Source organism: Streptomyces sp. NPDC000075 (assembly GCF_040301925.1).
Classification (GTDB): domain Bacteria; phylum Actinomycetota; class Actinomycetes; order Streptomycetales; family Streptomycetaceae; genus Streptomyces; species Streptomyces polychromogenes.
Map to the genome: position 1 here is coordinate 463,842 of NZ_JBEPFL010000001.1, position 14,443 is coordinate 478,284.

13 protein-coding genes are annotated in these 14,443 nt (G+C 75.8%); 9 read left to right on the top strand and 4 right to left on the bottom strand.

Going from position 1 to position 14,443, the window contains the following annotated elements:
* Positions 1–17: 17 nt before the first annotated feature.
* Positions 18–1,148, bottom strand: a complete 1,131-nt coding sequence (locus tag ABT403_RS01950) for an enolase C-terminal domain-like protein (RefSeq protein WP_344167066.1) — start codon at positions 1,146–1,148, stop codon at positions 18–20.
* Between the two features lie 140 nt (positions 1,149–1,288).
* Here ABT403_RS01950 and ABT403_RS01955 point away from each other — a divergent pair, with 140 nt between their 5' ends.
* The 3 genes from ABT403_RS01955 (at position 1,289) to ABT403_RS01965 (ending at position 3,555) form a co-directional block, all read left to right on the top strand.
* Entirely contained in the window at positions 1,289–1,810 is a 522-nt protein-coding gene (locus ABT403_RS01955) for a DUF6328 family protein (protein ID WP_344167064.1), read from the top strand.
* Positions 1,811–1,933: 123 nt separating this feature from the next.
* Positions 1,934–2,476, top strand: a complete 543-nt coding sequence (locus ABT403_RS01960) for a hemerythrin domain-containing protein (RefSeq protein ID WP_344167062.1) — start codon at positions 1,934–1,936, stop codon at positions 2,474–2,476.
* Between the two features lie 71 nt (positions 2,477–2,547).
* The gene (locus ABT403_RS01965) at positions 2,548–3,555 is read left to right on the top strand and encodes an SDR family oxidoreductase (protein WP_344168383.1); all 1,008 of its coding nucleotides are present in this window, start codon (positions 2,548–2,550) and stop codon (positions 3,553–3,555) included.
* Between the two features lie 113 nt (positions 3,556–3,668).
* Here ABT403_RS01965 and ABT403_RS01970 read toward each other — a convergent pair whose 3' ends face one another.
* Both ABT403_RS01970 and ABT403_RS01975 read right to left on the bottom strand, forming a co-directional pair.
* A complete protein-coding gene (locus ABT403_RS01970; RefSeq protein ID WP_344167060.1) occupies positions 3,669–6,713 on the bottom strand; it encodes an FAD-binding and (Fe-S)-binding domain-containing protein in 3,045 nt (1,014 codons plus the stop codon).
* Positions 6,713–8,497: a thiamine pyrophosphate-requiring protein gene (locus tag ABT403_RS01975; protein ID WP_344167058.1), complete on the bottom strand. Its 1,785-nt coding sequence runs from the start codon at positions 8,495–8,497 to the stop codon at positions 6,713–6,715. Before ABT403_RS01975 ends, ABT403_RS01970 begins: the two co-directional genes overlap by 1 nt.
* Before the next feature lie 257 nt (positions 8,498–8,754).
* On the opposite strand from ABT403_RS01975, the gene ABT403_RS01980 reads away from it, so the two are divergent.
* The 3 genes from ABT403_RS01980 to ABT403_RS01990 are packed head-to-tail and all read left to right on the top strand — an operon-like array spanning position 8,755 to position 10,741.
* Positions 8,755–9,456, top strand: a complete 702-nt coding sequence (locus ABT403_RS01980) for an HAD family hydrolase (RefSeq protein WP_344167056.1) — start codon at positions 8,755–8,757, stop codon at positions 9,454–9,456.
* Between the two features lie 28 nt (positions 9,457–9,484).
* A complete protein-coding gene (locus ABT403_RS01985) occupies positions 9,485–9,679 on the top strand; it encodes a hypothetical protein (RefSeq protein ID WP_344167054.1) in 195 nt (64 codons plus the stop codon).
* Between the two features lie 30 nt (positions 9,680–9,709).
* Positions 9,710–10,741, top strand: a complete 1,032-nt coding sequence (locus ABT403_RS01990; RefSeq protein ID WP_344167052.1) for a DNA topoisomerase IB — start codon at positions 9,710–9,712, stop codon at positions 10,739–10,741.
* A gap of 75 nt (positions 10,742–10,816) precedes the next feature.
* On the opposite strand, the gene ABT403_RS01995 is transcribed toward ABT403_RS01990, so the two are convergent.
* Positions 10,817–11,386: a hemerythrin domain-containing protein gene (locus ABT403_RS01995; RefSeq protein WP_344167050.1), complete on the bottom strand. Its 570-nt coding sequence runs from the start codon at positions 11,384–11,386 to the stop codon at positions 10,817–10,819.
* A gap of 237 nt (positions 11,387–11,623) precedes the next feature.
* Between ABT403_RS01995 and ABT403_RS02000 the strand changes: the two genes are divergently transcribed.
* The 3 genes from ABT403_RS02000 to ABT403_RS02010 all read left to right on the top strand — a co-directional run bounded on the left by ABT403_RS02000 (position 11,624) and on the right by ABT403_RS02010 (position 14,373).
* Positions 11,624–12,001, top strand: coding sequence for an STAS domain-containing protein (locus ABT403_RS02000; RefSeq protein ID WP_344167048.1), 378 nt, complete (start codon positions 11,624–11,626; stop codon positions 11,999–12,001).
* Positions 12,002–12,127: 126 nt separating this feature from the next.
* Positions 12,128–12,910, top strand: a complete 783-nt coding sequence (locus ABT403_RS02005) for a VOC family protein (RefSeq protein ID WP_344167046.1) — start codon at positions 12,128–12,130, stop codon at positions 12,908–12,910.
* Between the two features lie 929 nt (positions 12,911–13,839).
* Positions 13,840–14,373: a helix-turn-helix transcriptional regulator gene (locus tag ABT403_RS02010; RefSeq protein ID WP_344167044.1), complete on the top strand. Its 534-nt coding sequence runs from the start codon at positions 13,840–13,842 to the stop codon at positions 14,371–14,373.
* Positions 14,374–14,443 lie beyond the last annotated feature (70 nt).

Sequence of the window (14,443 nt, forward strand, 5' to 3'; positions counted from 1 at the left end):
GCCCTACGCCCCTCGCCTCAGGCGACCCGGTACTCCTCCACCGCGCTCGCGCGCAGCGCCAGCCCCAGCCCGGGAGCCCCCGAGGCCCCCGGCCGCACGGTCCCCCCGGACGGGTCGAGCAGGCCCTCGCCCTCGAAGAGCAGCGGCTCCAGCCGGGCGTGGTCGTCGAACCACTCGATGTGCCGGACGTTCGGCACGGCGGCCGCCGGATGGGCGTGGACGTGCGGGGCGCAGTGCGCCGACAGCTCCAGCCCCTGCGCCCGGGCGAGCCCGGCCACCCGCAGCCACTCGGTGATCCCGCCGCAGCGGGTGGCGTCGGCCTGGAGGCAGTCCACGGCCCCGGCCCGCGTCATCCGGGCGAAGTACGGCAGGTCGTAGCCGTACTCGCCGGCCGCCACGTCGCAGTCCAGCCGGTCGCGCAGCAGCCGCAGCCCGGGCAGGTCGTCCGAGGACACCGGCTCCTCGAACCAGACCACCCCGTACGCGGCGAGCTCGCGGCCCACCCGCAGCGCCTGCCCCCGCGCGTAGGCGCCGTTGGCGTCCACGTACAGCTCGGCACCGGGCCCGGCCACCTCCCGGGCCAGCGCCACGCGGGACAGGTCACGGCCCACGGCGCGGCCCCGGTCCTGCCCGATCTTGATCTTCACGCGCGGGATGTGCAGCCCGTGGACCCAGCTCTCCACCCGCGCCCTCAGCTGGGTGTCCGGCGCGGTGGTGAACCCGCCGCTCCCGTACACCGGCACCTCCGGGCAGGCCGTCCCGAGCAGGTCCGCCAGCGGCAGCCCCAGCAGGCGGGCCTTCAGGTCCCACAGGGCGACGTCCACCGCCGAGATCGCGCACGAGGCGATCCCGGGCCGTCCCGCGTTGCGCACCGCCCGGCACATCGCCTCGTGCACCCCGGGCACCCCCAAGGCGTCGCGGCCCGCCACCACGTCCGCCAGCAGCTCCCGGACCACCCCCGCGGCCGCCGCCGGGGCGTAGGTCCAGCCGAGGCCCCGCAGCCCGCCGCCCCAGACCTCCACGACCACCGCGGTCGTGGAGTCCCAGGCCAGGGTGCCGTCCCCCTCGGGGGCGTCGGTCGGCACGGTGTACGCGCCGGCCTCGATCCGCTCGACCGGGGTGTCCCCGCGGTCCTTCCGCGCACGCATGTCGGGAGCCTCCTCGCCGTGGACGCCCCGCGCCTACCCCGGCGCGGTTCCCGCAGTCCTCCTCCCCCGGGGGTGTGCGGGCGCGGCGCGCGGGTAGACGCGGGCGGACCACTTCAGGCCGCACGGGAGGAACGGCGGGAATGGACGAGCGGGACGCTTCCGCGCGCCCGGACGGCGGGAACCGCCGGGCCGACCCGGGCCGGCACGAGAGCGCCGAGGAGCGGGCCGACCGGCGGTGGCAGGAGCTGATGCAGGAGATCAGGGTCGCCCAGACGGGCGTACAGATCCTCTTCGGCTTCCTGCTCACGGTCGCCTTCACCCAGCACTTCCAGGGGCTGTCGCAGACCGACCGGGCGATCTACATCGCCACGGTGGTCGCCGGCTCACTGGCCGCGGGCGCGCTCATCGGCCCGGTCTCCTTCCACCGCATCGTCTCCGGGCGCCGCATCAAACCCGAGGCGGTGGTCTGGGCGTCACGGCTGACCTTCGCCGGGCTGGTGCTCCTGCTCGCCACGCTCACCTCCGCGCTCCTGCTCGTCCTGCGGGTGGCGACCGGCGGCATCCTCGTCCCGTGCCTGGTCGGCGGGGTCGTGGCCTGGTACCTGCTGTGCTGGTTCGTGCTGCCGCTGTGGGCGCGGGAGCGGCACACGGACGAGAAGTGAGAGCACCCGGCCCGGGCATGGCCCCCGCCGTGGCGGGCAGGCGCACCGCATCGGGCCCGTCGGCGCCGTCCGGCCCGCCGGGCCCCCGCGACCACAGGGACGACGAGCGGACGGGAGCCCAGCATGTCCACCGACGCGATCGTGATGCTCCGGGAGGACCACCGGCAGATCAGGAAGCTCATCCGCGCCTACCGCGCCGCAGGCGACGGCGGCGCCGCGTCCCCGGCCGGGACGCGTCACGCGGCCGCCGACCCGGCCGCGAAGGCGGAGGCGGTCGGGCGGCTGCTGCACCTGCTGAGCGTCCACACGTACATCGAGGACGAGGTCATGTACCCCCAGGTCCGCAGGCTGCTGCCGCAGACCGGACCCGCCGTGCTCGGCTTCCACGAGGAACACCACGTCGCGGACGTCCTCGCGGGCGAACTGGCCGGCATGGACCCCGGGGACGAGGCCTACGACGCCAAGGCCGGCGTGCTGATGGACGCCGTCGAACGGCACATGGCGGCCGAGGAGGGCGACTGGTTCCCCGAAGTCCGCCGGGCCGTCGGCCGCAAGGAGCTGCAGGGCATCGGCGCACGGATGGCCGAGGCGCGCGAGCGCGCGCCGGAGGGCCCGCACCGTCCGCTGCTGCGAAGGCTCGGCGACGCCATGACCGGGGCGCGCTAGTGCGCCCGTACGGGAAGCACGCGGCCAAGGACACGGCCGGCGGTGAGCGCCCCCGCCGCCCGCACCGGACGGTGGTCGTCACCGGGGCCAGCGCCGGCGTCGGCCGCGCCACGGCCCGGGAGTTCGCCGCGCGCGGCGACCGGGTGGCGCTGATAGCCCGCGGGCGCGCCGGACTCGAAGCGGTGGCCAGCGAGGTGGCCGCGGCCGGCGGCACCCCGCTCGTGCTGCCCGCCGACGTCTCGGACGCCGCGCAGGTCGCCGCGGCCGCCGACCGGGTGGAAGCCGTCTTCGGGCCCGTCGACGTCTGGGTGAACGTGGCCTTCACCACCGTCTTCGCGCCGTTCGAGGAGATCCGCCCCGAGGAGTTCCGGCGCGTCACCGAGGTCACCTACCTCGGCTACGTCCACGGCACCAGGGCCGCGCTGGACCGGATGCTGCCCCGGGACTCGGGCACGATCGTCCAGGTCGGATCGGTCCTCGCCGAACGCGCCATCCCGCTCCAGTCGGCGTACTGCGGCGCCAAGCACGCGGTCCAGGGCTTCACCTCCGCCGTGCGGACCGAGCTGATGCACCGGGGCAGCCGGGTGAAGGTGACGGTGGTCCAGCTGCCCGCCGTCAACACCCCGCAGTTCGCCTGGGGCCTGTCGCGGCTGCCGCACCGCCCCCAGCCGGTACCGCCGATCTACCAGCCCGAAGTGGCCGCACGCGCCATCGTCCACGCGGCCGGCCACCCCGGGCGCCGCGTCTACTGCGTGGGCGGCCGGGCCCTGGCCACCGTGATCGCCAACCGGATCGTGCCGGGACTGCTGGACCGCTACCTCGCCCGCACCGGGTTCTCCGCCCAGCAGACCGCCGAGCCGGACCCCGGGGCGCGCCCGCACAACCTGTGGCGCCCCCTCGACGGCGAAGACGGCCGGGACTTCGGCACGCACGGCACCTTCGACGACCGCTCCCACCCGCGTTCCCCCGAGGCCTGGGCGGCCCGCCGCCCGCGCCTGCTGTGGGCCGGCGCGGGAGTGGCGGCCGGCGCGGCCCTGACGGCCCTGCGCCGCCGCAGGAGCGCCGGGCCGCCCCGCTGAGCGGCACGGCGCCGTGCACCCCTGAGCAACACGACATGACGCGGGCCGGGCGGGGAAGTCGGCGATTTCCCCGCCCGGCCCGCGTTCCGCACGCTAGGCCGCCATGGCGGCGGTCACAACGGCGTGCGCGTGGTCGCGCGGGGTGCGCGGCGGTGCGCCCGTCCGGCACCCGCCGTACGGCGCCCCCGCGCGCCCCCGGGCACGGCCCTGGGCGCCGCCCGTTCCGGAGGGCCGCCGGGCGGCGGGCCGTCCAGGGCGAGGGCCAGGGCCTCCGCCAGGTGCAGGGCCCGGCGCCCGGTCCCGGCCTGCTCGATCTGGGTCCGGCAGCTGAAGCCGTCCGCCAGTACGAAGGAGTCGGCGGGGGTGGCGCGGACGGCGGGCAGGACGCCCTGTTCGGCGATGGCCATCGACAGCTCGTAATGCCCGCGCTCGAAGCCGAAGTTCCCGGCCAGGCCGCAGCAGCCCGCGTCCAGGACGTCCGCGTCCAGCCCGGCGCGGCGCATCAGCTCCCGGTCCGGGCCGGTGCCCAGCACGGCGTACTGGTGACAGTGCGGCTGCACGGTCGCCGCCCGGGGCGCCCGGGGCGCCCGCCAGGCCCCGGGGGCGTGGTGGACGAGGTGCTCGGCGAACGTCCGCGTCTGCGCGGCCAGCCGCCGGACCTCCTCGTCCCCGGCGAGGAGCTCGGGCGCGTCGGAGCGCAACGCGGCCGCGCAGGACGGCTCCAGGGCGACGACCGGCGTGCCCGCCTCCAGCCAGGGGCGCAGCCTGCGCGTCGTGCGCTCCAGCACCCGGCGGGCCGTGCCGAGCTGCCCGGTGGAGATCCAGGTCAGGCCGCAGCACACCGGAGCCGTCGGCACCGCCACACGGAAACCGGCGTCCTGCAGGACCCGCACGGCGGCGCGGGCGATGTGCGGATGGAAGTGGTTGGTGAAGGTGTCCGGCCACAGCAGCACCGTGCGCGGGTCGTCCGGCCGGGGCGCGGGCCGGGGCGAGCGCCGCCAGGCCTCCTGGAAGGACACGGCGGCGAACGGCGGCGCGGCCCGCCGCGGATCCACGCCCGCCGCCAGCTTCCCCAGCCGCCCCAGCACCGGCGCCCGCAGCGCGGCGTTGGCCAGGCCCGGGCCCGTGCGCGCCAGACGCGCCCACAGCGGCAGCCAGCCCAGCGAGTAGTGCGCGGGCGGCCGCGGCCGCCACCGGTAGTGGTGGGCGAGGAACTCGGCCTTGTACGTGGCCATGTCCACCCCCACCGGGCAGTCGGACGCACACCCCTTGCAGGACAGGCACAGGTCGAGGGCGTCGCGCACCTCGGGGGAGCGCCATCCGTCGCGTACGGGCGAGTCACCGTGCCCGTCCAGCATCTCGAACAGCAGCCGCGCCCGGCCCCGGGTGGAGTGCTCCTCCTCCAGGGTGGCCCGGTACGAGGGGCACATCACCCCGCCCTCGTGCGTACGGCAGTTGCCGACGCCCACGCAGCGCTGCACGGCCCGCGTGAAATCGTGCCCGTCCCCGGAGTACGCGAAGAAGGTCCCCCGCTGCGGGCGCGGCCGCCAGGCGGGCCCCAGGCGCAGGTGGGAGTCGACCGGGTCCGGGTCGACCACCTTGCCGGGGTTCATCCGGTTCCCCGGGTCGAAGAGGGCCTTGACCTCGCCCATCGCCTCCATGAGGGCCGTACCGAACATCCGGGGCAGCAGTTCGCCCCGGGCCTGCCCGTCACCGTGCTCGCCCGACAGCGACCCGCCGTACGAGGACACCAGGTCGGCCGCCTCCTCCAGGAACGCCCGGAACGCCTTCACCCCCTTGGCGTCGCGCAGCCCGAAGGGGATCCGGGTGTGCACGCAGCCCTGCCCGAAGTGCCCGTACAGGGAGGCCTGCTGGTAGCCGTACCGCTCGTACAGCCGCTCCAGGTCGCGCAGGTAGTCACCCAGCCGGTCCGGGGCGACGGCGGAGTCCTCCCAGCCCTCCCAGGTCTCCGAGCCGTCGGGCGGCCGCGCCGTCACCCCGAGCCCCGCCTCCCGCGCCTTGAGGAACTCCTGCTCGCGGGGCGGGTCGTCGGAGAACGCCACCGAAGCGTCGTCCTCGCCGAGGCCGAGGGCGCGCAGCAGTGCGTACGCCTGCCCGTCCGCCTCCTCCTTTCCGGCGCCGGTGAACTGCACGAGGAGCCATGCGTCTCCCTCGGGCAGCAGCTCCAGGGAGTGCAGGTGCACCCGCTCCTCACGCATCAGCTGCGCCATCCGGCCGTCGAGGGCCTCCAGTTGCGCCGGCCGGCTGTGCTCCAGCACGGCCGGGACGGCGTCCGCGGCGGCGTACACGTCCTCGAAGCCGAGGACGAGCAGCGCCTCCGCCGCCGGGACCTCGACCAGGGTGAGTTCGGCCCGCAGGACGGTCACCAGCGTGCCCTCGCTGCCCACCAGCGCCCGGGCCACGTCGAAGCCGTTCTCCGGGAGCAGGGAGTCCAGGTTGTACCCCGAGACCCGCCGGGGGATCTTCGGGTAGCCGCGCCGGATCTCGGCGAGGTGGCGTGTGGCGATGTCCTTCAGCCCCCGGTGGATCCGGGCGCGGGCGCCGCCCTGCGCGAGGATCCGCTCGTACTCCTCCGGGCCCGTGGGACCGGCCCAGAAACGGTCCCCGGCGTAGGTGAGGACCTCCAGGCGGCGCACGTTGTCGACGGTCTTGCCGTACGCCTGGGCGGAGGCCCCGCAGCTGTTGTTGCCGATCATCCCGCCGAGCGTGCAGTGGCTGTGGGTGGCCGGTTTCGGCCCGAACTTCAGGCCGTACGGCTCCAGCCGCCGGTTGAGCTCGTCCAGGGCGATACCCGGCTCGACCACACAGACGCGGGCCGCCGGATCCACGGAGACCAGGCGGTCGCAGTACTTGGTCCAGTCGAGGACCACCGCCGCGTTCGTGCACTGGCCGCCCAGGCTGGTCCCGCCGCCCCGGGACAGGACGGGAGCGGAGAACCGCGCGCAGACCCCCACCGCCCGCGCGCCCGCCTCCACCGAACGGGGGACGACCACCCCCAGGGGGATCTGCCGGTAGTTCGACCCGTCGGTGGAGTACGCGCCGCGGCTGCCCGCGTCGAAGCGGACCTCCGCGTCCACCTCGGCCCGCAGCGCGCGTTCCAGACCGGCCAGGTCCACCGGGGAGGTGGAGGCCGGCATCAGCCCGCCCCGCCGGGCAGGAAGTCCTGCACCTTCGCCTTCAGCCCCTGGCGCACCACGTTGCCGCGGTCGCTGTCCCCGTGCAGCACCGCCGAGGCGGAGGACTTGATCTGGTCCCAGGTGGCGTGCGGCGGGATCGGCGGCACCGCCGGGTCCGTGCGGAAGTCGATGACGAACGGCCGGTCCGCGGCCAGCGCCTGGCGCCAGGCGGGTACCACGTCCTCGGGCCGCTCCACCCGCACCCCGCCGAGGCCGAAGAGGGCGGCCACATCGGCGTAGCGGATGTCGGGCACGGCCTGCGAGGCCTCGAACTGCGGGGCGCCCTGCATGGCGCGCATCTCCCAGGTGACCTGGTTGAGGTCCCGGTTGTTCAGCACCGCCACCACCAGCCGCGGATCCGGCCACTCGGGGTAGTACTTCGCGGCGGTGATCAGCTCCGCCATCCCGTTCATCTGCATGGCGCCGTCGCCGACGAGGGCGATGCCGGGCCGGTCGGGGTGGGCGAACTTGGCACCGATCAGGTAGGGCACCCCGGGGCCCATCGTCGCGAGGGTGCCGGAGAGCGAACCGCGCATGCCGTCGCGCATCCGCAGGTGCCGGGCGTACCAGTTGGCCGCCGAACCGGAGTCCGCGGTGATGATCGCGTTGTCCGGCAGCAGCCCGTCCAGCGTGTGGGCCACGTACTCGGGGTTGACGGGATCGGCCGCCACGCCGGCCCGCCGCTCCATGACCTCCCACCAGCGCTCCGCACCGGCCTCGATGCCGTCGCGCCAGGCACCGTCGCGGTGCCGCTCCAGCAGCGGGATCAGCCGGCGCAGCGTCTCGGCGGCGTCACCCACGAGGTTCAGCTCGAACGGGTAGCGCAGCCCGACCATGGTCGGCTCGATGTCGATCTGCACGGCGCGGGCCTGCCCGAACTCCGGCAGGAACTGCGTGTAGGGGAAGCTGGACCCGACCACCAGCAGGGTGTCGCAGTCCCGCATCATCTCGTACGAGGGCCGCGTGCCCAGCAGCCCGATCGACCCGGTCACGTACGGCAGGGTGTCGGGCAGCGCGTCCTTGCCCAGCAGGGCCTTGGCGACCCCCGCGCCGAGGACCTCGGCGACCTGCTCGACCTCGGCGCGGGCCTGGCGGGCGCCCTGCCCGACGAGGATCGCCGGCCGCTCACCGGAGTTGAGGATCCGCGCCGCCCGGTGCAGTTCCTCGTCGGCGGGAACGGGGGCGTAGTGCCCCACGCCCAGGCTGGAGGGGACCTGCTTGAACGCGTGAGCGGGCGGCTCGTGCTCCAGGTCCTGCACGTCGGCGGGGATGATCACGGCGGTCACGGTGCGCCGGGTCGCGGCGATGCGCAGCGCCCGGTCCAGTACGTTGGGCAGCTGCTCGGGGACCGTGACCATCTGGCAGAACTCGGAGGCCACGTCCTTGTAGAGGGACAGCAGGTCCACCTCCTGCTGGTAGGAGCCGCCCATCGCGCTGCGGTCGGTCTGCCCGACGATCGCGACCACCGGGACGTGGTCGAGCTTCGCGTCGTACAGCCCGTTGAGCAGATGGATCGCCCCGGGCCCGGACGTCGCCGCGCAGACCCCGGTCCGGCCGGAGAACTTCGCGTAGCCGACGGCTTCGAAGGCGGCCATCTCCTCGTGCCGGGCCTGGATGAACCGGGGAGCCTCCTTCGCCCGCCCCCAGGCGGCGAGGAGCCCGTTGATCCCGTCGCCGGGATAGGCGAAGACGTGCTCGACGTCCCACTCCCGCAGGCGCTGCAACACGTAGTCGGCCACCTTCATCGTCTCGTTCCCTCCTGCTCGCTGCCGCCGCGGTCCGGGCCCGAGGCCCCTGCGGGGCGCCCGGAACGCGCCGGCCCGCCGGTCTCCGGCTGCGCCTGCCCCGGCCCGTACCCCCGAAACGCGGCCGTCCGCCACCGCCCCGCCGTTTGCCCGGCGGGGTCCGGGGCAGGCGCGCGGGCCCAGGGACGCGCGCCGCGGACCCCCGCCCCGGCGGCGGTGCGGTCACGCGCGCACGACGGGAAGGACCGGCCCGCACCATGACCACCCGCAACGGCCACCGCCCCCGGGCGGCCCTCTTCGACCTCGACGGCACCCTCGTCGACACCAACTACCTGCACGCCCTGACCTGGTGGCAGGCCCTGCACCAGAACGGCCACGACGTCCCGATGGCCCGCATCCACCGGGCCATCGGCATGGGCGGCGACCGGATCCTCGACCATCTGCTGGGCGCCTCCCGCGGACACCGCGACGACCAGCGGCTGCGCGACGCCCACCACGCCCTCTACGCCGCCTGGTTCGACTCCCTCCCCGTCCTGGACCGGGCCGCCGACCTGCTGCGCGCCATCGCCGCCCGGGGACTGCGCATCGTCCTGGCGAGTTCCGCCTCCTCCGACGAGGTCGAGGCCATCCGCTCGGCGCTCGGCGCGGACGACGTCATCTCCGCCGCCACCTCCGCCGACGACGTCGACCGCTCCAAGCCCGCCCCCGACCTGGTCCACCAGGCGCTCGCCCTCGGCGACGCGGCACCGGAGGAAGCCGTCTTCGTCGGCGACACCGTCTGGGACGTCGAGGCCGCCGCCCGCGCGGGAGTCCCCTGCATCGGCCTCCTCACCGGCGGCATCTCGGAAGCCGAACTCACCGCGGCCGGACCCGTCACGATCTACCGGGGCCCGCCCGAACTCCTGCGGGCCCTCGACTCCAGCCCCCTGACCCGGCCGATCACCCCGGCCCGGGGATGAGAACGGTCCGCCCGGGTAGGCGCCCCGCATGACCAGCACCAAGGAATGGTTCCACCCGGGCCGGATCGTGCCCGCCAGCGGGATCTACACCTGCGACTGCGGCGGCGGGCACCACTGGAGCACCGACGTGAAGACGCACCGCTTCCCGCCGCTGCCACCCGGCTGCCCCGGCACCTCGTGGACCCTCGACACCGACGCCCACCCCGACGACACCGACGGCTGACCCCGCCCGCACCGAGCACCGAGGAGGGTCATGCGGCTGCGCACCAGCCGGCCCGACCGCCCCGGCTGCACCCGGATCCGCCACGGCCGGGGATTCCGCTACCTGGACCCCGCCGGACGGCCCCTCACCGACGGCGCCGAGCGGGCGCGCATCCGGGCCCTGGTGATCCCGCCGGCCTGGCGCGACGTATGGATCTGCCCCTCGCCCGCCGGCCACATCCAGGCCATGGGGACGGACGACGCGGGCCGCCGCCAGTACCTCTACCATCCGCGGTTCCGGGAAGAGCAGGAAGCCGCCAAACACGCGCACGTCCTGGACGTCGCCGCCCGGCTCCCCAGGCTGCGCGAGGGCATCACCCACGACCTCGCCCGCCGCGGACTGGCCCGCGACCGGGTCCTGGCCTGCACCGCCCGCCTCCTCGACCTGGGCTTCTTCCGCGTCGGCGGCGCCGGATACCGCAAGGACCACGGAGCCTACGGACTGACCACCCTGCTGCGCGAACACGCCCGGTGCCGCCGGGGCGAGGTCTGCTTCAGCTACCCGGGCAAGTCCGGCCAGGACCAGACGCGCGCCCTCGTCGACCCGGCCGCCTACCAGGTCGTCCGCGCCCTCCTGCGCCGCAGGGAGGACGGGCACCAGCTGTTCGTGTACTGGGAGGGGCGGCGCTGGCACGACGTGCACGCCGAGGACCTCAACGACTACCTCCGCAGCCGCTCCGGGACCGACGTCACGGCCAAGGACTTCCGCACCTGGCACGCCACCGTCCTCGCCGCCGTCGCCCTCGCCGTCTCCGCCGGGACCGCAGGCGACTCCAGGGCCCGCCGCGCCCGGGCCATGTCCCGGGCGGTGCGCGAGGTCAGCGACTACCTGGGGAACACGCCCGCCGTCTGCCGCGCCTCGTACATCAACCCCCGCCTCTTCGAGCTCTACGAGGAGGGCATCACCATCGGACCCGCCCTCGAGGGGCTGGGGAAGGACGTCGCGTACGGCCACCCGGCCACGCACGGCAGGGCGGAGGCCGCGGTCCTGCGTCTGCTGTCGCGGGAGGAGCCCGCCGGCTGAGGGTGCCCGCCGGCTGAGGGGGTGCCCGGCCGGACACCCCTCAGCCGGCGCGGCCTTCCGTGGCGCGGCCTTCCCTCAGGCGGCCGCGTCGTCCTTGCCGCGCCCCGTCAGCAGGTCGCGGGCCCGGTCGACCAGACCGAGTCCCGGCGCCAGCAGCTTGTTGGCCGGCGGGGTGGACGGACTGCCCGGGTGCGGGCGGGTCGGGGCCGTCTTCTTGGCCCGGCGCGTCTTGTCGCCCAGCTCGTCGAGCACCTCCTTGCCGCAGGCGTGGCGCAGGGCGGGGAAGAGGTTCTGCTCCTCGTCGTGGATGTGGGCCAGGACGTCCGCCTCCAGCTCGCGCAGCACGGACGTGAACCGGGTCCCGGCCGCGTCCTCCTCCTGGAGCTGCTTCATCAGGCGCTCCGCCCGGCCGTGGTCGGCGATCTCCTTGTCGGCGATGACGTCGCCGTCCTGGAGGTGCTCGCGCACCGCCGGGTAGAGGTACTGCTCCTCGGCGACCGAATGGCGTACCAGTTCGATCGTCAGGAGGTCGGCGATGTTCCGCCGTTCCTCCGCCGCGGTGGTCCGGCCCAGCCTCCGGAAGTACTCCTTGACCTCGTCGTGGTCCGCGGTCAGTTCCGCCACCACATCGCCGCCGTGTCCCATGGCTCCGCTTCCTTCCGCTCGTGGGGTCGTCGCGTTCGGATGCGCGCCTGCCCCCGGTCCGCCCGTCCATGCCTGCCCCCCTCGCGGGCCGCCGGGGACGGACGGGCGCGGCCGCGCGGCTTCGTTTCGCGGACCGGGGACTTCGTCCACGGGGCGGCGCAGCCCGCTCCCCTTGCCGGACCCTGGCAGCAGCGGCCGTCTCCGTCCGCCGCCCCGGACCCCACCGGAAGGCCCCGCATGCCCGACCCGGCACCCGCACCCGTCACGCTCGACCGCCCCGACCCGCCCGGCGGGATCGCGGTGTGCCGGCTGACCGGTGAGATCGACCTCGACGACCACCGCGCGGTGGCCGAGGCGTTCGCCCGGGCCACCGCCCTCGCCACCACGGCCGTGGTCGTCGACTGCGAGGGACTCGCCTTCTGCGACTCCACCCTCCTCAACGCCCTGCTCGGACTGCGCAGGGAGGCCGCCGCGTCCGGCCTGCGCCTGGTCCTGGCGGCCCCCACCGGGCAACTGCTCCGGCTCCTGGAGATCAGCGGGGTCGCCGGCCTCCTCCCCGCCCACCCCACGCTCGGCCGCGCGCTGGAATCCCTCCGGGACGGCGGGCCTGCCTGACCCCCGGCCCGGGCCGGGGGCCCTACCCGGGCCGGGCCCGCCGGCGCGCGACGCGCCGATTCCCCGCCGACGGTGAAGGCTGGAGTTCGGGGGCGCAGGACGACGGACCCGATGAGAGGTGGCGCGATGGCCAGGTCCAGTGGTGAGGTGTCCGGGGCGCCGGTCTGCGTGAGCCTGGCCACCCACGACCTCGACGCGGCCGAGGACTTCTACGGCGAGGTCCTGGGCTGGCGGTTCCGCCGCAGCCGGCTCGGGGAGGAGTTCCGGGTGGCGTGCGCCGACGAGGTGCCGGTGGCAGGCATCGCCGCCGTGGTGCCGCGCCTGGGCGTCCCCATGGCCTGGACCCCGTACTTCGCCGTCGCGGACGCCGACGTGACGGCCGCCCGCATCCGCGAGCGCGGAGCGACCACGGCCGTGGGCCCGCTGGCGTTCGCGACCGGCCGGGCCGCCCTCGCGGCGGACCGCGACGGCGCGGTCTTCGGCTTCTGGGAGGGCGAGGTCGGCCCCGAGCGGTGGCCGGACCGCGACGGCCCCGTCCGGGTCGAGCTCAAGGCCCGCGACGCCTTCGCCGCGGCCGTCTTCTACGGCGAGGTCCTCGACTGGGCCGAGGAACGGCCCGGCGCCCTGGACGTCGCCTACGAACAGGACCACGTCGTGGTCAGACACCACCACCGCACCGTGGCCAGGATCGACGCCGGAGCCGTCGAATCCGCCCCCGACCCCCGGGCACGCCCGCGCTGGGAGGTCCACTTCGCCGTCCCCGACCTCGACGCGGCGGCGGACCGGGCGGTCCGGGCGGGCGGCGCAGTCGCCGGCCCGGTGGGGACCTGTCTGGCGGACCGCCGGGTGACGCTGAACGACTGGTCGGGAACCCCCTTCACCGTCACGGAAGCCGTCGAACGCCCCTGAAGGCGGACCTCGGGCCCCGCCGGAGGCCATCCGGGTGAGCGGGAGACGTACTTCGCTCCGCGGCTGTTCCCCGGCGGGGCCCGGCTCCCGGGCGCCGAACATCCGCTGAGCGAAACCCCCGCGGCCCCGGCGTGTCTCCGGGTCCGCACCCCTCGCCCCGGCACGCGGTAGACCTGGTGGAGCCCACCCGGGCCGGAGGGCGCGCCGCGCACGGCCGCGCACCCCCCGCCCCGACGGCAGCCGCGCCGTCACCGTGGAGCTGAAGGCCCGGCGGGTGCACCAGTTCCGCTACCTCGCGGCCGGGGACTACTGGTTCGACGAGGACGAAGCCGACGGCCGCGACGGCGTGAACAGCCGGCTCACGACCTGAACCCGCCGGCCGGCACCCCCACGGGGAGGGGTGTCGGTCGGCGACCGCGGCGGCCGCGTCTGGTGGGGTGGGCGACGGGAAAACACCGAGGGGAGGGAGACCGGATGCCCGCCGCCCCCGCTCCGGGACGCCGCCGCCACGTGTCGGCCGACCCCGAGGCGGCCCGCGCCTTCCTGGAGCAGGCCTACGGCTCCCGGACCACCCTGACCGTCCTCGACCCGGCCGGCCGGCCCTACCGGCTCACCCACACCGAAGCGCACGGCCTCGCCGGCGGGGAGCTGGTGCTCCCGGGCCGGCTCCGCCTCGTGTCGGGGCCACCGGCCCTGCTGGTCGTCGCCACCGTGCGGTCGGGCCGCCTGACCCTGAGGGTCGGCCGCGAAGAGTACCCGCTCACCGCCGGCCAGACCTTCCTGGACGGCCGCTACGGCCGTCCGCGCACCGCCCGTACCGAGGACCTCGAACTGCGGACGGTCGCCATCCCCTGGGACACCGTCCGCACGGCGGCCCGCCGCGCGCACCCGGGGGACGACCGGCCGGTCCGCTTCACCGGCCTGCTCCCGTGCGACGCGGCGCACGCGACGCTCTGGCGGCGTACGGCGGAGTTCGCGCACCGCACCCTGCTGGCCCAGGACCTGCCCGTGTCCCCCCGGGTGGCGGCCGAAGCGGCCCGGCTGCTGGCGGCGACCGCGCTCTGCGTCTTCCCCAACACCGCCCTCGCCCCGCCCCCGCAGGGCCCCCGCCGGCCGGCCGCCGGGACACGGCCTCCGACACCCTCCGCCGGGCCGTCGCCTTCATCGAGGGCAACGCCGCCGAGGAGATCGGCCTCGCCGACATCGCCGCCGCCGTACCCGTCACCCCCCGCGCCCTCCAGTACGCCTTCGCCCGCCATGCCGGCACCACCCCGCTCGAGTACCTGCGCCGGTTCCGGCTGGCCCGGGTCCACGAGGAGCTCAGGGCGGCGGTGCCCGGCGACGGGTCAGGGGTCTCCCGCATCGCCGCACGCTGGGGCTTCACCCACGCGGGCCGCTTCGCGGCCGCCTACCGCCGCGCCTACGGCTGCCCCCCGTCCCAGTCCTTGCGCCGGGTGGACTGACGGGCCCGTCCCACGAAGGACATCCGTCCGCCGTTAACCGGACGCCGCGCTGGGCAGGCGCGGGGAGCGG